Source organism: Azospirillum sp. A26 (assembly GCF_042604635.1).
In the GTDB taxonomy this organism is placed as follows: domain Bacteria; phylum Pseudomonadota; class Alphaproteobacteria; order Azospirillales; family Azospirillaceae; genus Azospirillum; species Azospirillum palustre.
In genome coordinates, this window is the sequence record NZ_CP170472.1 from 1284706 (window position 1) to 1306081 (window position 21376).

General features: G+C 66.8%; 22 protein-coding genes. 13 read left to right on the plus strand and 9 right to left on the minus strand.

Going from position 1 to position 21376, the window contains the following annotated elements:
• Positions 1-54: 54 nt before the first annotated feature.
• Together ABNQ39_RS06545 and ABNQ39_RS06550 are read left to right on the plus strand one after the other, a co-directional pair.
• Positions 55-807, plus strand: a complete 753-nt coding sequence (locus tag ABNQ39_RS06545) for a flagellar hook assembly protein FlgD (RefSeq protein WP_376959570.1) — start codon at positions 55-57, stop codon at positions 805-807.
• 189 nt (positions 808-996) lie between these two features.
• Positions 997-1323: a CtrA inhibitor SciP gene (locus tag ABNQ39_RS06550; protein WP_109096876.1), complete on the plus strand. Its 327-nt coding sequence runs from the start codon at positions 997-999 to the stop codon at positions 1321-1323.
• Positions 1324-1419: 96 nt separating this feature from the next.
• Here the strand turns inward: ABNQ39_RS06550 and ABNQ39_RS06555 are convergent, their stop codons facing one another.
• Positions 1420-2007 (minus strand): TetR/AcrR family transcriptional regulator, encoded by a 588-nt coding sequence (locus tag ABNQ39_RS06555; RefSeq protein ID WP_376959571.1) that lies wholly within the window; start codon positions 2005-2007, stop codon positions 1420-1422.
• 121 nt (positions 2008-2128) lie between these two features.
• On the opposite strand from ABNQ39_RS06555, the gene ABNQ39_RS06560 reads away from it, so the two are divergent.
• Positions 2129-2572 (plus strand): MaoC family dehydratase, encoded by a 444-nt coding sequence (locus tag ABNQ39_RS06560; RefSeq protein WP_376959572.1) that lies wholly within the window; start codon positions 2129-2131, stop codon positions 2570-2572.
• A gap of 72 nt (positions 2573-2644) precedes the next feature.
• Here ABNQ39_RS06560 and ABNQ39_RS06565 read toward each other — a convergent pair whose 3' ends face one another.
• Positions 2645-3733, minus strand: coding sequence for a TRAP transporter substrate-binding protein (locus ABNQ39_RS06565; RefSeq protein ID WP_376959573.1), 1089 nt, complete (start codon positions 3731-3733; stop codon positions 2645-2647).
• 516 nt (positions 3734-4249) lie between these two features.
• On the opposite strand from ABNQ39_RS06565, the gene ABNQ39_RS06570 reads away from it, so the two are divergent.
• On the plus strand, positions 4250-4387 hold the full coding sequence (locus ABNQ39_RS06570) for a hypothetical protein (protein ID WP_376959574.1): 138 nt from the start codon (positions 4250-4252) through the stop codon (positions 4385-4387).
• Positions 4388-4465: 78 nt separating this feature from the next.
• Here ABNQ39_RS06570 and ABNQ39_RS06575 read toward each other — a convergent pair whose 3' ends face one another.
• Positions 4466-5353 carry an S-methyl-5'-thioadenosine phosphorylase gene (locus ABNQ39_RS06575; protein ID WP_376959575.1) on the minus strand — a complete coding sequence of 296 codons (888 nt, stop codon included), beginning with the start codon at positions 5351-5353 and terminating at the stop codon, positions 4466-4468.
• A gap of 99 nt (positions 5354-5452) precedes the next feature.
• Positions 5453-6055 carry a rhomboid family intramembrane serine protease gene (locus ABNQ39_RS06580; RefSeq protein ID WP_376959576.1) on the minus strand — a complete coding sequence of 201 codons (603 nt, stop codon included), beginning with the start codon at positions 6053-6055 and terminating at the stop codon, positions 5453-5455.
• A 292-nt stretch (positions 6056-6347) separates the two neighbouring features.
• Between ABNQ39_RS06580 and ABNQ39_RS06585 the strand changes: the two genes are divergently transcribed.
• A complete protein-coding gene (locus ABNQ39_RS06585; RefSeq protein ID WP_376959577.1) occupies positions 6348-7145 on the plus strand; it encodes an oxepin-CoA hydrolase, alternative type in 798 nt (265 codons plus the stop codon).
• Positions 7146-7213: 68 nt separating this feature from the next.
• Here ABNQ39_RS06585 and ABNQ39_RS06590 read toward each other — a convergent pair whose 3' ends face one another.
• Positions 7214-8692, minus strand: coding sequence for a methyl-accepting chemotaxis protein (locus ABNQ39_RS06590; RefSeq protein ID WP_376959578.1), 1479 nt, complete (start codon positions 8690-8692; stop codon positions 7214-7216).
• Between the two features lie 383 nt (positions 8693-9075).
• Between ABNQ39_RS06590 and dprA the strand changes: the two genes are divergently transcribed.
• Both dprA and topA read left to right on the plus strand, forming a co-directional pair.
• Positions 9076-10212, plus strand: coding sequence for a DNA-processing protein DprA (gene dprA / locus ABNQ39_RS06595; protein WP_376959579.1), 1137 nt, complete (start codon positions 9076-9078; stop codon positions 10210-10212).
• 46 nt (positions 10213-10258) lie between these two features.
• Positions 10259-13063, plus strand: a complete 2805-nt coding sequence (topA, locus tag ABNQ39_RS06600; protein WP_376959580.1) for a type I DNA topoisomerase — start codon at positions 10259-10261, stop codon at positions 13061-13063.
• 64 nt (positions 13064-13127) lie between these two features.
• Here the strand turns inward: topA and ABNQ39_RS06605 are convergent, their stop codons facing one another.
• Positions 13128-13682, minus strand: a complete 555-nt coding sequence (locus ABNQ39_RS06605) for a DUF4405 domain-containing protein (RefSeq protein WP_376959581.1) — start codon at positions 13680-13682, stop codon at positions 13128-13130.
• A 178-nt stretch (positions 13683-13860) separates the two neighbouring features.
• Here ABNQ39_RS06605 and ABNQ39_RS06610 point away from each other — a divergent pair, with 178 nt between their 5' ends.
• The 6 genes from ABNQ39_RS06610 (at position 13861) to ABNQ39_RS06635 (ending at position 18544) form a co-directional block, all read left to right on the plus strand.
• On the plus strand, positions 13861-14742 hold the full coding sequence (locus tag ABNQ39_RS06610; protein WP_376959582.1) for an AraC family transcriptional regulator: 882 nt from the start codon (positions 13861-13863) through the stop codon (positions 14740-14742).
• Between the two features lie 22 nt (positions 14743-14764).
• Positions 14765-15487 (plus strand): AzlC family ABC transporter permease, encoded by a 723-nt coding sequence (locus tag ABNQ39_RS06615; RefSeq protein ID WP_376959583.1) that lies wholly within the window; start codon positions 14765-14767, stop codon positions 15485-15487.
• Entirely contained in the window at positions 15480-15788 is a 309-nt protein-coding gene (locus ABNQ39_RS06620; RefSeq protein ID WP_376959584.1) for an AzlD family protein, read from the plus strand. Before ABNQ39_RS06615 ends, ABNQ39_RS06620 begins: the two co-directional genes overlap by 8 nt.
• Before the next feature lie 69 nt (positions 15789-15857).
• Complete coding sequence (gene rsmA / locus ABNQ39_RS06625; RefSeq protein ID WP_376959585.1) at positions 15858-16754, plus strand: 16S rRNA (adenine(1518)-N(6)/adenine(1519)-N(6))-dimethyltransferase RsmA; 897 nt, start codon at positions 15858-15860, stop codon at positions 16752-16754.
• Positions 16751-17170, plus strand: coding sequence for an alternative ribosome rescue aminoacyl-tRNA hydrolase ArfB (gene arfB, locus ABNQ39_RS06630; protein ID WP_376959586.1), 420 nt, complete (start codon positions 16751-16753; stop codon positions 17168-17170). Before rsmA ends, arfB begins: the two co-directional genes overlap by 4 nt.
• A 132-nt stretch (positions 17171-17302) precedes the next feature.
• Positions 17303-18544 (plus strand): MFS transporter, encoded by a 1242-nt coding sequence (locus ABNQ39_RS06635; RefSeq protein ID WP_376959587.1) that lies wholly within the window; start codon positions 17303-17305, stop codon positions 18542-18544.
• Between the two features lie 22 nt (positions 18545-18566).
• On the opposite strand, the gene ABNQ39_RS06640 is transcribed toward ABNQ39_RS06635, so the two are convergent.
• The 3 genes from ABNQ39_RS06640 to ABNQ39_RS06650 are packed head-to-tail and all read right to left on the minus strand — an operon-like array spanning position 18567 to position 21223.
• A complete protein-coding gene (locus tag ABNQ39_RS06640) occupies positions 18567-19862 on the minus strand; it encodes an O-acetylhomoserine aminocarboxypropyltransferase (protein ID WP_376959588.1) in 1296 nt (431 codons plus the stop codon).
• A gap of 21 nt (positions 19863-19883) precedes the next feature.
• Positions 19884-20420 carry a CoA-binding protein gene (locus ABNQ39_RS06645; protein WP_376959589.1) on the minus strand — a complete coding sequence of 179 codons (537 nt, stop codon included), beginning with the start codon at positions 20418-20420 and terminating at the stop codon, positions 19884-19886.
• Positions 20417-21223, minus strand: a complete 807-nt coding sequence (locus ABNQ39_RS06650) for an enoyl-CoA hydratase (protein ID WP_376959590.1) — start codon at positions 21221-21223, stop codon at positions 20417-20419. The genes ABNQ39_RS06645 and ABNQ39_RS06650 overlap by 4 nt, the downstream gene beginning before the upstream one ends.
• Positions 21224-21376 lie beyond the last annotated feature (153 nt).

The window sequence follows — 21376 nt, forward strand, 5'->3', positions numbered from 1 at the left end:
ATCCCGCCGTCGCATCAGAGATTTCGGCCGACAGGGCCATAAAGGACGACCGCCATGACCACGACCACCAACACGACCTCCAGCCCGACCCTGAACCAGTACGGCACCTATTCGGGTGGTCTCTCCACCGGGTCGAAGACGGCGTCCGAAACCTCCAAGACGCCCCAGACCGATGCCGAAAAGACCGCCTCGGCCACCAAGGGGCTGGGCGACAATTTCCAGACGTTCCTCACCATGCTGACCACGCAGATGAAGAACCAGGATCCGCTGAAGCCGCTCGACACCAACGACATGACCAAGCAGCTGGTCGATTTCGCCAACGTCGAGCAGAACATCGGCACCAACAGCCGCCTGGACAAGCTGGTGCAGTTGCAGTCGGCCGGCACCGCTTCGACCAACCTCGCCTATCTCGGCCGGACCGTCGCCTTCGAGGGCGACAATTTCCAGTACACGCAGGGCATGACCCAGGCGCCGCTGGGCTACGAGCTGGCGACCTCGGCCAAGTCGGTGCGCGTCGACATCCTGGACTCCAACGGCAACATCATCCGTTCGATGCCCGGCGAAACCACCGCGGGCACCAAGCATGCCGTCAGCTGGGACTTCAAGGACAACAACGGCCGCGCGGTGCAGCCCGGCACCTATCGCATGAACGTGGCGCCGGTGTCCGAGAACAAGAACGACACCATCAAGACCACCACCTACACCTTCGGCACAGTCGCCGGTATCGGCAACAACAAGGACGGCGAGACGGTGCTGAACATCGGCACCAGCGAAGTCCCCCTGTCGAAGCTGAGCACCGTCTACTGACCCGGATTCGTTGCATCAGCCGACTGCTGCCAGCCTGGACGGATAGGGCTCCGCGACCGCCCTGTCCGTTCGGGTGTGCGACTACCACCCGATAAAAAGTTAACCCTTTCGTTTAGGCATTTGTTAAGCGCCGGCGCATACAGTACCCCGAAATCGTGGAATCCACAGTTTGGGTTGGAGCGTCCGCGCATGGCACTCATCGAATTCGACATCGGCGACGACTCAGCAGCCGGTGCATCGGTCATTGGTCCTGAGGGGCGTCCCATGACCGAAAACGACCTTCCCCCGCCCGACACAAAGCGTTGGGTGATGCGCCGCAAGGCGGAAGTGGTCGCCGGTGTCCGTTCGGGCCTGATAAGCCTGGAGGAAGCCTGCCGCCGCTATACCCTGTCGGTGGAGGAATTTCTGTCCTGGCAGAGGCTGATCGACAGCCACGGCATGCGCGGTCTGCGCGCCACCCGATTGCAGGACTACCGTCCCGGACAGGCGGTCCGCGACCGCATCGGCGCCGACTGACGCAACGTACCGACTCGAGAAAGCGCCGCGGGACCGTCCTGCGGCGCTTTCTTGCGTTTGACGTGCTGCTCTGATGTGCCGCCGAGTCCCGGGTGACTATTTCTCCCCGCAGGCCCCGTCGATCAGGGACGCAGCCGCGCTCGCCACCGCCTCATTGCCCGGCCCCAGATCCAGCGCCCGGCCGGCGGCATAGGCGCCTTCCATCAGAAGCTGCAACTGACCGCACAGCCGGTCCGGATCGTCGGCGCCCGCCGCGACCGCCATCACGTGCAGGCGGTCGCGGACCATGCGCTTGTGCGCCAGCGCCAGCACCCGTGCGGGGTTGGCGGGATCGCGCAGTTCGGCAGCGGCGGTGGTGAAGGGACAGCCCTGGAATTTCGGATGGTCGATCCAGTGGCCGAGCGCTGTAAAGATCGCCTTCATCTGGGCGCGCGAATCGCCAGGGTGGCGGGCGGTCACCCGGTCCCACCAGGCGGCGTGCTGAACCATGCTGCGTTCCAGATAGGCGCAGACCAGATCGTCCTTCGACGTGAAATTCCGGTAGAGGCTCATCTTCGCAACCCCGGAGCGGGCGATGATCGTGTCGATGCCGACCGCGCGGATGCCCTCCCGGTAGAACAGCTCCGCTGCAGTGTCGAGAATCCGCTCGCGCGCCGGCTTCCTCTCGCCTTCGACTCCACCCATCCGCCAACCCCACCCGCTCACAACAGCCGGGTCCAAGCCCGGCATTGACAATGATACAGACCTGTCTCTACCATCGCAATGAAGAGACAGGTCTGTATCATCAAGAATGGAGTTCCGGGGGATGCGCTATTTCGAGGATGTCACGGTGGGCGACCGCTTCACCGGTGGGCCGGTCACGGTCGATGCGGCGGAAATCGTCGCTTATGCCGAAAAGTTCGATCCGCAGCCGTTCCACCTCAACGCCGAAACGGCGAAGGACACGCTGTTCCGCGGACTGGCGGCCAGCGGCTGGCACACCGCCGGGATGACGATGCGGATGATCGTCGGCAGCAACGCCGAGCTGGCCGGCGGCTATATCGGCATGGGGGTCGACCAGATAAGCTGGCCGCGCCCGACCCGTCCCGGCGACGTGCTGCGCATCGAAATGGAGGTGCTGGAGGCCCGGCGTTCCGCCAAGCGGCCCGACCAGGGCGTGCTGCGGGTGAAGACCACCACCTTCAACCAGAATGACGAGGTGGTGCAGACCATGATCGCCAACCTGCTGGCCCCCGGCCGGCCGGCCTGACAGGAACAGGCCTGGAAAAAAGCCCCCGCATCCGGGACGGGATGCGGGGGCCGCAAACCTCAGCCTATGCCGTCAGCGCTTCAGGCCGGCGGTGAAGGCGAAGTTGTCGAAGGAGTTTTCCGCCACCCGGAACCACAGATATTCGTCGTCGCGGAACTTCTTCCACGGCTCGTAGATCTTGGCGAACTTCGGGTTGGTCTTGGCGGTCTCGTCATACAGCTCGGTGGCGGCCTTGTAGCAGGCTTCCATCACTTCGCGCGGGAAGGGACGCAACTGGGCGCCGCCGGCGACCAGACGGCGCAGCGCCGCCGGGTTTTCCGCGTCGTACTTGGCGTTCATGGTCAGGTTGGCCTCGAAGCAGGCAGCCTCCAGAACGGCCTTGTACTGCTTGGGCAGCTGGTCCCACTGCTGCTTGTTGACCAGCAGCGAGACGTTCAGCCCGCCTTCCCACCAGCCCGGATAGTAGTAGTATTTGGCGACCTTGTTGAAGCCGAGCTTCTCATCGTCATAGGGGCCGATCCACTCGGCGGCGTCGATGGTGCCCTTTTCCAGCGACGGATAGATGTCGCCACCAGCGATCTGCTGCGGCACCGTGCCCAGCTTGGCCAGAACCTGCCCGGCGAAGCCGCCGATGCGGAACTTCAGGCCCTTCAGATCCTCGACGGTCTTGATCTCCTTGCGGAACCAGCCGCCCATCTGCACGCCGGTGTTGCCGGCCGGGAAGTTCATGACGCCATAGCCGTCGAAGAACTCGCGCAGCAGGGCCATGCCGCCGCCATTGTAGATCCAGGCATTCTGCTGGCGGGCGTTCAGGCCGAACGGCACCGTCGCGTCGAAGGTGAAGGTCGGATCCTTGCCGACATAATAATAGCTGGCGGTGTGGCCGCACTCGACCGTGCCGTTCTGCACCGCGTCCAGCACCTGCAGGCCGGGAACGATCTCACCGGCGGCGAAGGGGCGGATGGTGAACTTCCCGTCGGTCGCGGCGGCGACACGAGCGGCAATGGTGTCGGCAGCGCCATAGATGGTGTCCAGGCTCTTGGGGAAGCTGGACGCCAGACGCCAATGGATCTCCGGCTGGCTCTGCGCAATGGCGGGGGCTGCCAGGGTGCTGGCGGCGACGCCGACACCGGCGGAGGTCAGGAAGGAACGACGCTTCATGAACGTTTCCTCATCGTTATGGCCATGGCGCCGATTGAACGATGACGCCATTTGCCGAACACAAGACACTATGGTGTCCGAACAATCCTAGAAATCGCAACGGCTGCGCGACAATTCGTTAAATTGCATAGCTTCCATTCCGGTTTTATTTCGTCGCATGAAAAATACAGTGCGCACGCGCGACTGACGCGATGCCAAGTGGCCATCGCTCTATCCGGGATTTCTCGAAGCAATGCATCGCGGGATGACACCGGAACCCTGTATCCGCTCTGGCGAGCATCAATCGGCCGTATCGATCAACCGCAGAACCGTCTTGCCGTTGCCTGAATGGTTACATGTACCGATGATATATTCGACGGGCGAAACGGCACCCACCCCTACTTTCGTTCATGGGCTTGGCCGTGGCGACCTCACGATGCCAACGGTTCCGCCAACAGTCGTCGCCCACTAAAAAGGGCGAACACATGCACTTGCATGCAACTTGCGACTTCCAGCCGATCGGGATGCTTGGCATGTTTGCCGCGCGGTCGGGGCGGCGGAACGGCCACCGCCCGCGCCGCACTGACGGAGGGCAAGAGGATGGACAAAATCCTCACTCTCCTGATCCTGCTTTTGCAGGTGGTCAAGCTGCTGCTTGAGCACCTGAACCGCTGATCGGGCAGGCGTATCGGGGATTACGGCCCCGGTACGCCCACCCCAAAAATAGTGCCTTTTCACCCCGCCGGCAACGGCTCAGCCCAGCGTGCGCTTCACGATCAGCGACAGCTTCTCCAGCATGGCCGGATCGCGGTGGCTGTGCGCCGTCATGATGGCGTTGTCGAGCGCCGAGTGGCAGCCCTGGGCGCACAGCCCCTCGCGCCGCGCCACCTTCGGCGCCAGTGCCGCCACCAGAGAGCGGGCCTTGCCGGCATTGGCGACCACCACGCGGATCACCGCATCGACCGAGACATGGTCGTGCCCCTCATGCCAGCAATCGTAATCGGTGACCATGGCGACGGTCGCGTAGCACATCTCCGCCTCGCGGGCGAGCTTGGCCTCCGGCATGTTGGTCATGCCGATGACGTCACAGCCCCAACTGCGGTAGAGATTCGATTCGGCGACGGTGGAGAATTGCGGCCCTTCCATCACCATGTAGGTGCCGCGCCGCTGGTGCGGAATGTCCAGTTCGGCCAGCGCCTCCTCGATCAGGTCGCCCAGCCGCCCGCAGACCGGATGGCCCAGCGCCACATGGGCGACCAGCCCGCTGCCGAAGAAGGTCTTGTCGCGGGCGAAGGTGCGGTCGATGAACTGGTCGATCACCACGAAGGTGCCGGGCGGCAGATGCTCCTTCAAGGAGCCCACCGCCGACACCGACAGGATCTCGGTCACGCCCAGCTGTTTCAGCGCGTGGATGTTGGCGCGGAAGTTCAGCTCCGACGGTGGGATGCGGTGGCCGCGGCCGTGGCGCGGCAGGAAGACCAGCTTCTGGCCCGCCAGTTCGCCGGTCAGCAGGTCGTCGGACGGCTCGCCGAAGGGGGTCGTAACCTTGACCCAGCGGGTGTTCTCCAGCCCGTCTATGTCGTAGAGGCCACTGCCGCCGATCACGCCCAGAACAGTCTCGCCACTCTTGCCGTCGCTCATGAACCGCCGTCTCCCGCTGAGGATCGCGCGAGTATTTCGGTGACCGGCGTCGAATGCAACCGCTCAAGGCACTTTCTAAAGCCCACCGTTCGCCCGGCTTCACCTGGGCAGGATCAGCACAGCGCCCAGAAGCAGCCCAGCGGCCAAGCCGCCGGCGTGGGCGCCCCAGCCGACCTCGGCCAGCGGGGACTCGGCGTTCAGCGGCACAAGCATCATCGCCGCGTTCAACAGCGCGAAGACCAGGATCGCCCCCTGCACCAGCCGCCGCGGCAGGCGCCGCGACAGCAGGCCGGCGCGCGGACGCAGCCACAGGAAGGCTCCCATCAGCGCGCAGATCGCCCCGCTCGCCCCGATCAGCGGCGCCATCCGGTCGACGGCCAGCAGCCCCTCCGTCAGCGCCGCCGCGACCGTTCCGGTAAGGAACAGCAGCAGATAGCGGAGATGGCCGACCTCCCGCTCCACCACATCGCCCAGCAGCCACAGCACCGCCATGTTGGACAGCAGGTGCGTGAGGTCACCATGGACCAGCACATGGCCGAACAGCCCGCGCCACAACGCGCCGGTGGGCAGCGGCCCGGCCAGTTCGACCGTTCCGAAGAAATAGGCGGGGACGAAGGCGAAGGATTCCGGCGGCAGCCGCAGGACGAAGGCCAGCACGCAGACCAGGATCACGGTGCGGTTGGCATAAGGCGGGACGGTCATGCCGACGGTCGCTCCCCCTCCGCCGCCCCGGCCATGCCGGTCCACCGCCAGCGCCATGCCCTGCCCCCCACAATCAGGTGCCGCAGTCCCACGCCACCACGGCTGTGCGCGGCGATAGGTCTCACCCCAATGTAGGAAGGGGTATTTCGGAAAAACAGCGGTTTCCCGCCGCATCGGGGACGCTCCTATACCGGTCGGACGGATTGGAGCATCGCCCCCCGGCTGGCACAGTCATTCCACCATCCGGCGAGGATCCGTCTGCCGGACAACGACAACCGGGGAAGAAACGACCATGAACGAACGTCAGGATACCGGCAGCATGACGGTTGAGCGCCAGGGCCGCGTCATGGTGCTGACCATGAGCGACGCCGGCACTCGCAACGCGCTGGGTTTGAAGATGATGGCCGACGGTCGCGATGCGCTGGACGAGGCGACGCACGACCCCGGCATCGGCGCCATCGTGCTGACCGGCGCCGGCGGCGCCTTCAGCTCTGGCGGGCATCTCAACAACCTCTATCACCATGGCAGCCGGTCGCGGTCGGAGAACCGGGACGGCATCGAGCGTTTTCACGGCTGGGTCCGCGCCATGCGCGAATGCCCCAAGCCGATCGTCGCCGCGGTGGAGGGGCCGGCCGCCGGCGCCGGCTTCTCGCTGGCGCTGGCCTGCGACCTGATCGTCGCGGCGGCGGACGCGCAGTTCCTGACCGCCTATGTCAAGGTCGGGCTGACCGCCGACGGCGGCGCCTCCGCCTCCCTCGCCCGCGCGCTGCCGCCGCAGCTTTATGCCGAGCTGATGCTGACCGGCGGCCCGGTCGATGCCGCGCGTCTGCATGCGGCCGGCGTGGTCAACCGCGTTACCGCCCCCGGACAGGCGCTGGCGGAGGCCATCGCCTGGGCCGGGACCATCGCCGAAGGGCCGAGCGGCGCCATGGGCCGGGCCAAGAAGCTGATGGAGTTGGCCTATGGCAGCTTCGCCACCCAGCTTGCCCGCGAAAGCGACCTGTTCGTCGAAGCCCTGCACCATGGCGAGGCGAAGGAAGGAATCACCGCCTTCTTCGAGAAGCGGCCGCCGACCTTCCATAGGCGCTGACGGACGCGAACAGCCGGGCGGCGTGGGATGCGGCGCCCGGCCCTCGTATCGGTCGCTGCGCCCGTGCGTCACCGCACGAGAACGTGCGCTGCCTCCTTGGTCCGTTCGACCGCACCGGCCACCTGACTGACCGCGGTGGAGATGGCGGCGACGTTGGAGGTCACCGTCTCCACCGCGGCCGACGCACTCTGCATGTTGGACGACATATCCTGCGTGACGGCGCTCTGCTCTTCCACCGCCGACGCCGTGCCGGTCACATGCTCCCGCACCACCGCAACGGCCTCGCGGATGGCGCTCAGCGCGTTGGCGACTTCGGTCGAGGTCGACTGGATGCCTTCGATCTCGGCGGAGATCTGCTCGGTCGCCTTGCCGGCCTGGTTGGCGAGGTTCTTCACCTCCGAGGCGACGACGGCGAAGCCCTTCCCCGCCTCTCCGGCTCGGGCCGCTTCGATGGTGGCGTTCAGCGCCAGCAGGTTGATCTGGCCGGCGATGCTGTTGATCATCCCGACGATGCCGTTCATCGCCTGGGCCGCCGCCGCCAGCCGGTCGGTGCTTTCCGCCACCGCCACCGTGCGGTCGAAGGCGCCATCGGTCGCCGCGCGGGCACGGGTCATGCTCTGGGAAATCTCGGCAATCGAGGCGACCAGCTCCTCCGCGCTCGCGGCCACCGCCTGGACGCTGGCCGAGGTGGAGCCGGCGGCGTGGTTGGCGGACTCCGCCTCCCCCATCGACATGCGGAGCGCCTGATCGACCTCGCCGAAATTCTTGTCGATCAGGATCTTCAGGTTGTTCAGCAACGAGACCTGGGCGGTCACGTCGACGGCGAACTTGACCACTTTGACGACCCGCCCCGTCTCGTCGAGAATCGGGTTGTAGGCGCCCTCGATCCACACCGGCTTGCCGGATTTGGCGATCCGCTTGTACTGCGCCGCCTGGAATTCGCCCCGCCGCAACGTTTCCCAGAAACGGGCATAATCCGCACTGTCGCGGTAGGCGGTCTCGACGAACATGCTGTGGTTCTTGCCGACGACCTCGTCCAGGCGATAGCCCATCACCTTCAAGAAATTGTCGTTGGCCCTGGTGATGACACCCTCGGTGGTGAACTCGATCACCGCCTGCGACCGGTTGATCGCCGTCATCTGGGCGGCATAGTCGAGGTTTTGCAGCCGATCCTTGGCGTCAGCCCATTCGACGACGAAACCGATGCGCTGGCCGTCTTCGGTCAGCGGCGTGACCAGCAGGTCAAACTGATGCCCACCGACCTTGATGGTGGCGCTATGCGGCTTGGTCAGCGCCGCCAGCATGGTGCGCTGATGACTGGGGTTCTTGTGGAAGACGTCGATGTTGCTGCCGACCAGACGACTGACGTCCAGGCGCGGCAACTCCTTGCGCAGATCGCCCTCCGCCTCGCGCAGCAGCCCGACCACGGCGGGGTTGACATGGACGATGGTCAGATCGGCATCCGCCACCATCACCTTGGCGCGCAGCGCATCGAGCGCCGCCATCTTGCGCTTCAGCGCCAGATTGTGCTTTCCCCGTCCGAACATCGACCGCTCCGCGTGAGTACTCTATTATGTAAGCGAATGATAGCGATAATCGCAGAGAACTCCATAAGGATAAATCTGTCATGTTGTGACAATTTTCATGGCTCATGAAGCATCTGACTGCCATAAAAGACCAATGGCCATAGACATGGCGGGACGGCCTCAAAGATAAACCAAATCTAATATCTTAATTTTTCTCGCATCTGAAATTTTGTTACCGCCATCGGATAAAATTGTTTCGCGGCAGCATGTCGCCCAAGCCGTCTGCGGCTCCTCCTACAGCCGCAGCGGCGCCGACCCAGCCAGGAGCAGAAACATCACGCCAATCGCGATTTAATACGAATGCATGTTGAAGGATCCGACATCGGGTTGTAAATGTTTCCGACATGACACAACCCCGCCGCCCTTTGACCGATGCCGAACGGCTCGACTGGATCCGCCTCATCCGCACGGAGAATGTCGGGCCGATCACCTTCCACCGCCTGTTGGACCAGTATGGCAGCGCCGCCAAGGCGCTCGACATGCTGCCGGATCTGGCACGGCGCGGCGGGCGGGCCAAGCCGCTGCGCATTGCCTCCAAGGCCGAGGCGGAGCGGGAGATGCAGGCCAACCGCCGCTTCGGTGCCCGTCTGCTCTGCGCCTGCGAACCGGATTACCCGGAACCGCTGGCCGCGGTGGACGATGCGCCGCCGGTGATCTCGATCATGGGGCATGCCCATCTGCTGCAACGGCGCGCGGTCGCCATCGTCGGAGCGCGGAACGCCTCGCTGAACGGCAAGAAATTCGCCGAATCGCTGGCGCGCGACCTTGGGGCGGCCGGGCTGCTGGTGGTTTCCGGCCTGGCACGCGGCATCGACACCGCCGCCCATGCCGGTTCGCTGGCCAGCGGCACCGCCGCGGTGCTGGCCGGCGGCATCGACGTCGTCTATCCGCCGGAGAATGAGGCGCTGTACCGCGACATCCTGGCGCAGGGCGTGGTGGTGGCGGAAAGCGCCATCGGCACCCAGCCGCAGGCCCGCCACTTCCCCCGCCGCAACCGCCTGATCTCCGGCCTGTCGCTGGGGGTGCTGGTGGTGGAGGCGGCCTTGCGCTCCGGTTCGCTGATCACCGCGCGGATGGCGCTGGAGCAGGGGCGCGAGGTGATGGCGGTTCCGGGCTCCCCGCTGGACCCCCGCTGCCATGGCACCAACAACCTGCTGCGCCAGGGCGCCACGCTGGTGGAGCGCACCGACGACGTGCTGCGCGCCATCGAAACCCTGCGCCCGCCGACGCTGGCGGAACGGCAGCCCGACCTGTTCAGCGCACCCGCCCTCACCCATGGCCGAGCGATGGAACCCGACGAATCCGACCTTGCCAAGGCGCGTGCCGTGGTGCTGGAAAACCTCGGTCCCTCGCCCGTCACCATTGACGAACTCGTTCGCGGGTGCCAATTGTCCGCTCCGGTGGTGCTGACCGTGGTTCTGGAACTTGAGCTTGCCGGCCGAGTCCAGCGTCTTCCCGGTCATCAGGTCTCTCTCGCCTGATCGGCGCCGCCTTGGTTTGAGTGGGCATACGCGAAGGGCTGGTTTCTTGCCGGGCAGCAACGTCGTCATCGTCGAATCGCCGGCCAAGGCGAAGACCATCAACAAGTATCTGGGCGACGACTATACCGTCATCGCCAGCTTCGGCCATGTCCGCGACCTGCCGGCCCGGGACGGCTCGGTGCGCCCGGACGAAGACTTCGCGATGGAATGGGAACTGGGCGACCGCTCCAAGCGTCACATCGACGAGATCGCCAAGGCGGTGAAGTCGGCCGACCGCATCTACCTCGCAACCGATCCGGATCGCGAGGGAGAGGCCATCGCCTGGCATCTGTCCGAACTCCTTCGCGAAAAGCATCTGTCCGACAACCGCGACGTCCAGCGCGTCACCTTCAACGAGATCACCAAGTCGGCCGTCCAGACCGCCATGGCCAACCCGCGCGCCGTGTCGCAGGAGCTGGTCGACGCCTATCTGGCCCGCCGCGCCCTGGACTATCTGGTCGGCTTCACCCTGTCGCCGGTGCTGTGGCGCAAGTTGCCGGGCTCCAAATCGGCCGGCCGCGTGCAGTCGGTGGCGCTGCGCCTGATCTGCGAACGCGAGTCGGAGATCGAGGTCTTCAAGCCGCAGGAATACTGGTCGATCGCGGTGGGCTTCACCACGCCGGCCGGTTCCTCCTTCACCGCGTCGTTGACCCAGCTGGACGGCAAGCGCCTCGACAAGTTCGGCCTGCCCAACCGCGAGGCCGCCGAGGCCGCGGTGGCGCGGATCCGCCCGCAGGCCTTCGCGGTCTCGACGGTGGAGCGCAAGCAGAGCCGCCGCAACCCGTCGCCGCCCTTCACCACCTCCACCCTGCAGCAGGAGGCCTCGCGCAAGCTGGGCTTCGGCGCCACCCGCACCATGCGCACGGCACAGAAGCTGTATGAGGGCGTGGACATCGGCGGCGAGACGGTCGGCCTCATCACCTATATGCGAACCGACGGCGTCAGCCTGTCGCAGGAGGCCATCGACGGCGCCCGCGGCCTGATCGGATCGCACTATGGCGAGCGCTATGTTCCGGCCCAGCCGCGCGTCTACAAGACCGCCGCCAAGAACGCCCAGGAGGCCCACGAGGCCATCCGGCCGACCGACCTGCACCGCCGCCCCGACTCGGTGGCCGGCTATCTGGGAAGTGACGAGCTGCGGCTCTATGAGCTGATCTGGAAGCGCACGCTGGCCAGCCAGATGGAAAGCGCCGTACTGGATCAGGTGGCGGTCGACATCGCCAGCCCGTCCAAGGACGTGGTGCTGCGCGCCACCGGCTCCATCGTCGTGTTCGACGGCTTCCTGAAGGTCTATCAGGAGGATCGCGATGACGCGGCCGAGGACGACCAGCAGGAACGCCGCCTGCCGGCCATGGACCAGGGCGATGATCTTTCCCGCGGCGACATCGTCCCGGAACAGCATTTTACCCAGCCGCCGCCGCGCTATTCCGAAGCGAGCCTCGTCAAGAAGCTGGAGGAGTTGGGGATCGGCCGCCCATCCACCTACGCCTCGATCCTTCAGGTGTTGCAGGACCGCAATTACGTGCGGCTGGACAAGCGGCGCTTCATCCCCGAAGACCGCGGCCGGCTGGTCACAGCCTTCCTGGAGAACTTCTTCCACCGCTATGTGGAGTACAACTTCACGGCGGAGCTGGAGAACCAGCTGGACGAAATCTCCGACGGCAAGATCGACTGGAAGACCGTCCTGCGCGATTTCTGGACCGCCTTCGACGTGGCGGTGAACGGTACCAAGGACCTGACGATCACCCAGGTGCTGACCACGCTCGACAACGAGCTGGGCGCCCATTTCTTCCCGGCCGCCACCGAGGATGGCCATGACCCGCGCGTCTGCCCGGTCTGCCGCGAAGGCCGGCTGGGGCTGAAGCTGGGCAAGATGGGCGCCTTCATCGGCTGCTCGCGCTATCCGGAATGCCGCTACACCCGGCCGCTGGCCGTCGCCAACGACGAGAACGGCGAGGCGCAGGAAGGCCCGCGCGAGCTGGGCAACGATCCGGAGACCGGCCTGCCGGTGACGGTGCGCCGCGGCCCCTACGGCGCCTACATCCAGCTCGGCCCGGCGCCCGCTGCCGCCACCCCTCCGGTGGAGGAGCCGCCCGCGGAGGAGCCTGCGGCGGACGGCAAGAAGCCGAAGGCGAAGAAAAAGAAGAAGGACGAGGCGCCGAAGCCCAAGCGGGTTTCCCTGCCCAAGGGCATGGCCGCGGCCGACGTCGATCTCGACACCGCACTGAAGCTGCTGGCCCTGCCCCGCGTCATCGGCAACCATCCGGAAACCGCCGAGGAGATCAGCGCCGGCATCGGCCGCTTCGGTCCCTACCTGAAGCATGGCAGCGTCTACAAGTCGCTGACGCCCGACGACGACGTGCTGTCCATCGGCATCAACCGCGCCGTCGACCTGCTGGCCGGTGCCGCCAAGAAGGCGTCGGCCCCGGCGAAGACGCTGGGCGATCACCCGAAGACCGGCAAGCCGATCACCATGGGGTCGGGCCGCTTCGGACCTTATGTGAAGCACGCCAGCGTCTATGCCTCGATCCCGAAGGGGACCGAGCCGGACAGCGTCACGCTGGAACAGGCGCTGGAACTGATCGACGCCAAGGTTGCCAAGGATGCCGCCAAGAAGGGCGGCAAGGCGGCCAAGGACGCCGAGCCGGCCAAGGCCGACGGTGCCGAGGCGGAGAAGCCCGTCAAGGCGAAGGCCCCGGCGAAGGCTGCGGCCAAGAAGCCGGCCGCCAAGAAGGCGACCAAGGCCAAGGCGGCGAAGGATGCGCCTGCCGAAGCCGACGCGCCGAAGAAGAAGACCGCGAAGGCGTCGTAACCGCCTTCGCCACCCCGGCAATTTCCCCCTCCTCCCATCGGGAAGAGGGGGACTTCCGCGCCCCTCAGCGTTGCCGTTTCGCCGCCAGCATGCTGGCGATGGCCGCACCGGTCTTCCCGGCGCGCTCCCCGATCACGGTCAGCGTCTCGCCCGGTGCAGCGTCGATGTTCGCGGCCTTCAGCACCTCCACCGCCTTGTCGGGCGCCAGCCCCAGCGCCGGAGCGGCGGCTTCCAGCCGGGCGCCGGACAGGGCGCCGAACACTGCCCCCGGATTGGCACCGCCGCCGCCGGTGGTGCCGGTCATGCCGGTGAAGACCACCGAGACGATCAGGCTGGCGGCGAAGGCCGCACGGGCGGCGTGCCGCTTCAGATAGCCCAGGAAGGCCCGCCAGTTCTTCGCCAGATGCCAGAGTGCGATGGCGGAAAACACCACGCTCAGCCATTCGTGCGAAAACCGCACCAGCCCGGCGTTCCAGTGCAGAAGCAACATGACGCCAGTCACGGTGGACACGACGAAGGTGACGATGGTGACGGGCGTCACCACGTCGCGGGTCATGGTCCTGGAAATGCTTGTATTGGCATCGGAGCTTTTGGAATTGGTCACGTTGGAAACGGTCATGGCAGTCGCTCTCGATCCGGTGTCGTTTCTTGTTGGCGGCCATGATCACGCGCGACTGTAACCGGACGATATCGGCCAAGCTGACGCTGTGTAACAGTGTGTAACGCGCCACCCGCATGAGGCTGCCGCCAGCAATCCTGTCCAAGACGACCGGGGCGCCCGCCTGTTAGACTGCGGCATGGACCAGCAATCGGCACTACCACAGGCGCCAGCCCGCGGCGACTTCGCCCGGCTGTGGCGGGAGGCGCGTTTCGACGGCATGGAATGCCTGAACGCCCGCTTCCAGCGCCACAGCTACGCCCCGCACACGCACGAGACCTATGTGGTCGGCGTGATCACCGCCGGGACCGAGCTTTACCGCTGCCGCGGCACCGAACGGGTGGCGCGGGCCGGACAGGTGGTGGTGCTGGATCCGGACGTTCTGCATGACGGCCGCCCGGCGGCGGACGGCTATGCTTACCGCATGTTCTATCCGTCGGTGGCGCTGTTCGAACAGGCGATGGCCGATGCGCTGGGCCGTCCCGCCGCACCGCATTTCTCCGCCATGGAACTGGACGACCCGGAGCTGTTCCAGATCCTGCGCGGCCTGCACCATGGGCTGGAGGGGCCATACCGCGAACCGCTGCGCACCGACACCGATGCGCTGCGCGCCTTCACAGCATTGGCACTGCGCCATGGCGACCTGACGGCGCGGCCACGCGAGGCGAGACGGGAGCCGGCTGCGGTCCGCCGTGCGCGTGAGTATCTGGACGCGCATCTCGACAGCGCGGTCGAACTGGCCGATCTGGCGGAGGCGGCCGGGCTCAGCCGCTTCCATCTGCTGCGCGTCTTCCGGGCGGCGGTGGGCACGACCCCGCACGGCTATCTGACCGACCGGCGGGTCGCCCAGGCCAAGCGGCTGCTTGCGGGCCTCCTGCCGCTGGCCGACGTCGCGTTGGCTTGCGGCTTCTGCGATCAGGCGCATTTCAACCGTGTGTTCAAGGGACGGGTCGGCGTCTCTCCCGGCCAATACCGCCGCGGCAGCAATCCCATCCAAGACGGGCGCGCCGCAGCCGCCTAGCTTCCCACCCATGAGCACGGAAATGAGCACGGGCAGCTTCGCCATACCGGCATCCCCGCGGCAGGAATTCGCGTCGGGAGTCGTCCACAGCCTGCCCATCGTGGCGGGCGCCATCCCCTTCGGCTTCCTGCTGGGCAGCCTCGCCGCCAAGGCGGGCCTGTCGGCGCTGGACATGGGATTGATGAGCGCCCTGGTCTTCGCCGGCAGCTCACAGTTCGTCGCGGTCGAGCTTCTGGACAAGGGCAGCGCCGGGCTGGCGGTGGTCGGCGCCATCCTGCTGGTCAATCTGCGCCACCTGCTGATGGGGGCGACGCTGGAGCCGCGCTTCCGCGGCGTGTCCCGGGCACGGGCGGGGCTGGCGCTGTTCTTCATGACCGACGAGCAGTGGGCGCTGGCCCTGCGCCGTGGGCCGGAGCTGTCGCTGGCCTACTGGTACGGCGTGGCGGCGACGCTCTATCTGGCGTGGCTGTCCAGCACGGTGGCCGGGACGCTGGCCGGCACATTGATCGCCGACCCCGCCGCCTGGGGACTAGATTTCACCTTCATCGCCGTCTTCCTCTGCCTGCTGGCCGGGCTCTGGCGCGGAGTCGGATCCCTGCCGCCCTGGCTGGCGAGTGCCGCCGCCGCACTGACCGTCCATGCGCTGTCGTCCGGCGGAACCTGGCACATCCTGGCCGGCGCCGTGGCCGGCGGGGCGGTCGCGGCCCTTCAAGCGAAGGGGCAAGGGAGGATTCGCAATGGCTGAGGCCCTGAATCTGGACTGGAGCGTCTTCGCCATCGTGCTGGGCGGGGCGCTGGTCACTTGGATGACGCGGATCGGCGGACCGTGGCTGATCGCGCGGGTGCGGCTGGGTTCGGCAGCGAATGCGGCGCTGGAGGCGACGCCGGGCGCGGTGCTGGTGGCCCTGGTGGCACCGGCCGCGCTGTCGCGCCCGTCCGACGCGCTGGCCGCCGCCTTCGTCTGCCTGATCGCCCGGCGCGTGCCGATGGTGGTCGCGGTGGTGGCCGGCGTGGTGGCCGTGGTGGCTCTGCGCCGCCTGATCTGACCCCCGCATTGGCCCCTGTTGCAAACTGCCGTCTGGTGAAGCGCGCGGGGGATGCCTTATAAGTCGGGGATGACCGACCCGATCTCCGCCCCCGCCGCTCCCGCCCCCACTCCGGCTGCGTTCGACCCGCACGCCCTGCCGCCGCTGCGCGACGTGATCGCGCGCTTCGGGCTGGAGGCGCGCAAGTCGCTGGGGCAGAATTTCCTGCTCGACCTGAACCTGACGGGACGGATCGCGCGCTCGGCCAACCTGCCGGTCGGCACCACCGCCATCGAGGTCGGTCCCGGTCCCGGCGGCCTGACCCGTGCGCTGCTGGCAACCAACGCGGTGAAGGTCATCGCCATCGAACGCGACCGCCGCTTCATCGAAGCCTTGGCCGACGTCATCGAGGCCTCGCAGGGCCGCCTGTCCATCGTCGAGGCCGACGCCCTGACGGTCGACCCGGAGGAGCTGGCGCCGGCTCCGCGCGCCATCGTCGCCAACCTGCCCTACAATATCGCCACACCGCTTTTGCTCGGCTGGCTGGCGCGGATCGAGGCCTATGTCAGCCTGACGCTGATGTTCCAGAAGGAGGTCGCCGACCGGCTGGTGGCGAAGCCGGGCAGCAAGGCCTATGGCCGGCTGTCGGTCATCACGCAATGGCGATCCGACGCCCGCGTGCTGTTCAACCTGCCGCCGCGCGCCTTCACCCCGCCGCCCAAGGTCGAATCGACGGTCGTCCACCTGACCCCGCGGGCCAATCCGGAACCGGCCGACTGGCGCGCCCTGGAGCAGGTCACCGCCGCCGCCTTCGGCCAGCGCCGCAAGATGCTGCGCCAGAGCCTGAAGTCTCTGGGCAGTGCCGAGGCGCTGCTGGAGGAGACCGGCATCGCCCCGACCGCACGGGCGGAGGAGATCGACGTCGCCGGCTTCGCCGCGCTGGCCCGCGCTTTCCGCGCCCGCAGCCCACTTGAGAGTCCGGCATGATCCGGGTCAATCCCCGCATCAGCCTGGACGAAAGCGAGTTGCAGGAGGAGTTCATCCGCGCCTCCGGTCCCGGCGGACAGCACGTCAACAAGACCGAGACCGCGGTCCAGCTGCGCTTCGACGTGCGCAACTCCCCCAACCTGCCCGATCCGGTCCGCTACCGGCTGGAACGGTTGGCCGGGTCACGTCTGACCCAGGACGGCGTGCTGATCCTGGTGGCCGACCGCCACCGCTCGCAGATGCGCAACCGCGAGGACGCCCGCGAGCGGCTGATCGACCTGATCCGCGAAGCCGCCGCCCCTCCCCCGCCGCCCCGCCGCCCGACCAAGCCGACCAAGGGGTCCAAGGAACGTCGGCTTGAAGGCAAGGCCAAGCGGTCGGAGGTGAAGAAGATGCGCGGGAACGTGAACGACTGATCCGGAGCCTTCCAGGCATGCCCGCCATGAGACGGGCGCATTGGACGGTTCAACCATCCCGTGCCAGCCTTGCCCTTCGCTTGCCTGCAAAACATTCCCCCGTGACGACAAATCCGGGGCCGGAGACGTTCGATGAGCCACCCATCCGCCAGCGCCGCCCTGCCGTCGCCGACATCGGCCCGGCTGTCCGTCGGCTTCGCCTGGGTCGGGCATTCGCTGATGCACATCGTGTCGGCGCTGTTCCTGACCATCGTGCTGGCGCTGGAGACCGAATGGAAGCTCTCCTATGACGAGCTGATCCGGCTGTGGACCTTGGGCGCCTTCATGATCGGGCTGGGGGCACCGCTCGCCGGCTGGCTGGGCGACCGCTGGAGTTCGGCCGGCATGATCGCCGTCTTCTACCTGATGACCGGCGGCGGAGCGGTTCTGGCCGGATTCTCGGATGGGCCGGAGATGCTGATGTGGTCGCTGGCCCTGCTGGGGCTGGGGGCGTCGATCTACCACCCCGTCGGCATGGCCTGGATGATGGCGAATGCCGAGAACCGCGGCAAGGCGATGGGCTGGCTCGGCCTGTTCGGCACCTTCGGCGTCGCCACCGCCGCGGTGGTCGCCGGCAGCCTGACGCAGTGGCTGAACTGGCGCATGGCCTTCATTATTCCCGGTGCGATCTGCCTCGTGCTGGGCGTCGTGCTGGCGCTGCTGATGATGACCGGTGTGGTTCAGGACCGCCATGCCGACGTGAAGCCGCAGCCCAAGCCGTCGCGCGGCGACGTGGTGCGCGCCTTCTTCGTGCTGTCGCTGACCATGGTCTGCGCCGGGCTGATCTTCAACGCCATGCAGGTGGTGCTGCCCAAGCTGTTCGAGGCCCGGCTGGGCGGCTGGCTCGGCACCGGCACGCTGGGTGTCGGCGGGCTGGTGACCGCGGTCTACCTGATCTCCGCCCTGCCGCAGATGATCGGCGGCGTGCTGGCCGACCGGCATTCGCTGAAGCGGGTCTATGTCCTTTGCTTGCTGGCCCAGATTCCGTTGATGGCCGCGGTGGCCGTCCTGGCTGAACTGCCGCTGGTCGCCGCCGCCGCCTTCGTGGTCATCGCCTCGCAGACGCAGATCCCAGCGGAGAACATGCTGCTGGCCCGCTACACCCCGGACAAGCATCGCGGGCTTGCCTATGGCGCCAAATACATCCTGTCCTTCGGCGCCGGTCCGCTGGCGGTGCAGCTGGTCGCCTGGGTCTATGAGCGCACCGGCGACTTCACCCTGCTCTATCTGACCCTGTCGGCGCTTGCCGCCATGGCCTTCGCCGCCGCCCTGCTGCTGCCCGACGACCGCCGCAAGGCCGAACCGGTGGCGGAACCGCTGCCGGCGGCGGAGTGACCCGCCGCCGGTTTTCCGAAGCTTAGCCCAGCGTCTTGTTCAGCGCCTGATCGAGGTCGGCGATGATGTCCTCCGGCGTCTCCAGCCCGATGGACAGGCGGATCACGTCGGGGCCGGCGCCGGCCGAGGCCTGGGCTTCCGCCGACAGCTGGCGGTGGGTGGTCGAGGACGGGTGGATGATCAGCGAGCGGGCATCGCCAATGTTGGCGAGGTGGCTGAACAGCTCCACGCTCTCCACCACCTTCACGCCGGCCTCGAAGCCGCCCTTGACGCCGAAGGTCAGCACCGCGCCGGCGCCGCGCGGCAGGTACTTCTTCGCCAGATCCTTGTACTTCGACGACTCCAGCCCGGCATAGCTGACCCAGCCGACCGCCGGATGGCTTTCCAGGAACGTCGCCACCTTCAGCGCGCTGTCGGCGTGGCGCTGCATGCGCAGCGGCAGGGTCTCGATGCCGTTCAGCGTCAGGAAGGCGTTCATCGGCGCTTGGCTCGGCCCCAGGTCGCGCAGGCCAACGGCATGGCCGTGGATGGTGAAGGCCAGATGGCCGAAGGTTTCGTGGAAACGCAGGCCGTGATAGCCGGGGTCGGGCTCGCTCAGCGCCGGGAACTTGCCGGACTTGCTCCAGTCGAACTTGCCGCTGTCCACCACCACGCCACCGACCGAGGTGCCGTTGCCGGACAGGAACTTGGTGGTCGAATGCACCACCAGCGTGGCACCCCACTGGATCGGGTTGATCAGGTAGGGCGTCGCCAGCGTGTTATCGACGATCAGCGGAATGCCGGCCTCGTCGGCGATCCTGGCGATGGCCTCGATGTCGGTCACGACGCCGCCGGGGTTGGCGAGGCTCTCGACGAAGATCGCCTTGGTCTTCTCGGTCAGCGCCGCCTTGACGTTGTCGACAGTGTCGGTGTCGACGAAGCTGGGCTGCCAGCCGAAGGCGCGCGGGAAGCTGATGCCGAGCTGGTTCAGCGAGCCGCCATAGAGCTTCTTCGAGGCGACGATGTGGTCGCCCGGCGCCATCAGCGGGAACAGGGCCAGCAGCTGCGCGGCATGGCCCGACGAGGTCGCGGTGGCGCCGGCACCGCCTTCCAGATTGGCGAGACGCTCTTCCAGCACCGCCACCGTCGGGTTGGTCAGGCGGGAGTAGATGAAGCCGACCTTCTGAAGGTTGAACAGCGAGGCGGCATCGTCGACATTCTCGAAGACGAAGCTGGTGGTCTGGTAGATCGGCGTTTGGCGGGCGCCGGTCGCCGGATCGGGTGCCGCACCGGCATGGATGGCGCGGGTCTCGAAGCCGAAGCTCTTCTGCTCAGTCATCTGTGTGATTCCCCCAGTTTTTCAGATCAGTTTTTTGAACGATTTCGTCGGTGCCCTGCGACGCGTCACCAGCACGTTGGAATTGACCCCGATCCGGCCGATCTCGCCGTAAAGTCGCTGGATTTCCATCTTCGGACAGCGGTCCATCACCACGGTCAGGCCGGCAGCCCGGGCCCGTGCCGCCGCCTCGTCGTTGCGGACGCCAAGCTGCATCCACACCACCTTGGCCCCGGCGGCAATCGCCTCGTCCGTCACCCCGGCGGCGGCGGCGGAGTTGCGGAAGATGTCCACCATGTCCGGCGGCTCCGGCAAATCCCCCAGGCTGGCGTAGACGGCCAAGCCGAGGATGGTCTGCCCTGCCATCTTCGGGTTGACCGGGATGACGGTGTAGCCCTTGTCGCGCAGGTACTTCATCACGAAGTAGCTGGCCTTCACCGGATCGGCGCTGGCGCCGACCACGGCGATGCTCTTCGCGCTTTCCAGGACGCCGCGCAGGAAGGCGTCGGTGTAGTCGGCCGGCTCGGTGATCGTCTGGTCGCTCGTCCCGGAGCCGCTCATTGCCCGCACCAGACCGGCGTGCGCTTGCCGAGGAAGGCGTCGATGCCCTCGGCGGCGTCTTGCGCCATCATGTTCTCGGTCATCACCTTGGCGGCGTAGGCATAGGCGCCTTCCACGTCCAGATCGATCTGGCGATAGAAAGCCTCCTTGCCGGTGGCAAGCGTCAGCGGCGACTTCGACGCGATCTTGGCGGCGACGCCGTCCACCACCTCGTCCAGCTGGTCGGCCGGCACCGCGCGGTTGACGAGGCCGATGCGCTCTGCTTCCTCGGCATCGATTAGGTCGCCCAGCAGCAGCATCTCCATCGCCGCCTTGCGCCCGACCGCACGGGTCAGCGCCACCATCGGCGTCGAGCAGAACAGCCCGATGTTCACGCCCGGAGTCGCGAAGCGCGCGTCCTCCTCGCAATAGGCCAGATCGCAGGTCGCCACCAGCTGGCAGCCGGCGGCGGTCGCCACGCCACGCACCTTGGCGATCACCGGCTGGCGGATGCGGTTGATCGTCAGCATCAGGCGCGAGCATTGGATGAACAGCGCCTCGTACAGCTCACGCGACGGGGCGGCGCGCATCTCCTTCAGGTCGTGCCCGGCACAGAAGGCCCCGCCGGCCCCGGCCAGCACCACGGCCCGCACGGAGCGATCCTCGTCGATGGCATCCAGCGCGTCCTGCAACGCCGCCATCAGCCCGACCGACAGCGCATTGCGCGCCTTCGGCCGGTTCAGCGTCAGCGTGGCGATCCCGTCGCGATCCTCGCGCAGGACCAGCGGCTGATTGGGATCGTGGGTGGCGACTGCGGCGCTCATGGTTGTTGTCCTCCCGTGCGACTTCGGCTTCCGGATTTCGGTTGCGCACCGCGGGCAGCTTACCGCGCCGGGCCTGCGGGCAACACGGGGAACCTGCAAGGCAGGAAGGATGAGACGACATGCGGCAGAGGATTTCAACAATTACCTTTGTGG

Coding starts and splice junctions, on each gene's coding strand:
- ABNQ39_RS06615 (WP_376959583.1), top strand. CDS start 14,765: ATGAGCACGGGCAGCTTCGCCATACCGGCATCCCCGCGGCAGGAATTC.
- ABNQ39_RS06610 (WP_376959582.1), top strand. CDS start 13,861: ATGGACCAGCAATCGGCACTACCACAGGCGCCAGCCCGCGGCGACTTC.
- ABNQ39_RS06580 (WP_376959576.1), bottom strand. CDS start 6,055: ATGACCGTCCCGCCTTATGCCAACCGCACCGTGATCCTGGTCTGCGTG.
- ABNQ39_RS06605 (WP_376959581.1), bottom strand. CDS start 13,682: ATGACCGTTTCCAACGTGACCAATTCCAAAAGCTCCGATGCCAATACA.
- ABNQ39_RS06560 (WP_376959572.1), top strand. CDS start 2,129: ATGCGCTATTTCGAGGATGTCACGGTGGGCGACCGCTTCACCGGTGGG.
- ABNQ39_RS06575 (WP_376959575.1), bottom strand. CDS start 5,353: ATGAGCGACGGCAAGAGTGGCGAGACTGTTCTGGGCGTGATCGGCGGC.
- ABNQ39_RS06545 (WP_376959570.1), top strand. CDS start 55: ATGACCACGACCACCAACACGACCTCCAGCCCGACCCTGAACCAGTAC.
- ABNQ39_RS06650 (WP_376959590.1), bottom strand. CDS start 21,223: ATGAGCGCCGCAGTCGCCACCCACGATCCCAATCAGCCGCTGGTCCTG.
- ABNQ39_RS06585 (WP_376959577.1), top strand. CDS start 6,348: ATGAACGAACGTCAGGATACCGGCAGCATGACGGTTGAGCGCCAGGGC.
- ABNQ39_RS06590 (WP_376959578.1), bottom strand. CDS start 8,692: ATGTTCGGACGGGGAAAGCACAATCTGGCGCTGAAGCGCAAGATGGCG.
- ABNQ39_RS06640 (WP_376959588.1), bottom strand. CDS start 19,862: ATGACTGAGCAGAAGAGCTTCGGCTTCGAGACCCGCGCCATCCATGCC.
- ABNQ39_RS06620 (WP_376959584.1), top strand. CDS start 15,480: ATGGCTGAGGCCCTGAATCTGGACTGGAGCGTCTTCGCCATCGTGCTG.
- ABNQ39_RS06635 (WP_376959587.1), top strand. CDS start 17,303: ATGAGCCACCCATCCGCCAGCGCCGCCCTGCCGTCGCCGACATCGGCC.
- ABNQ39_RS06550 (WP_109096876.1), top strand. CDS start 997: ATGGCACTCATCGAATTCGACATCGGCGACGACTCAGCAGCCGGTGCA.
- rsmA (WP_376959585.1), top strand. CDS start 15,858: ATGACCGACCCGATCTCCGCCCCCGCCGCTCCCGCCCCCACTCCGGCT.
- ABNQ39_RS06555 (WP_376959571.1), bottom strand. CDS start 2,007: ATGGGTGGAGTCGAAGGCGAGAGGAAGCCGGCGCGCGAGCGGATTCTC.
- ABNQ39_RS06645 (WP_376959589.1), bottom strand. CDS start 20,420: ATGAGCGGCTCCGGGACGAGCGACCAGACGATCACCGAGCCGGCCGAC.
- dprA (WP_376959579.1), top strand. CDS start 9,076: ATGACACAACCCCGCCGCCCTTTGACCGATGCCGAACGGCTCGACTGG.
- arfB (WP_376959586.1), top strand. CDS start 16,751: ATGATCCGGGTCAATCCCCGCATCAGCCTGGACGAAAGCGAGTTGCAG.
- ABNQ39_RS06565 (WP_376959573.1), bottom strand. CDS start 3,733: ATGAAGCGTCGTTCCTTCCTGACCTCCGCCGGTGTCGGCGTCGCCGCC.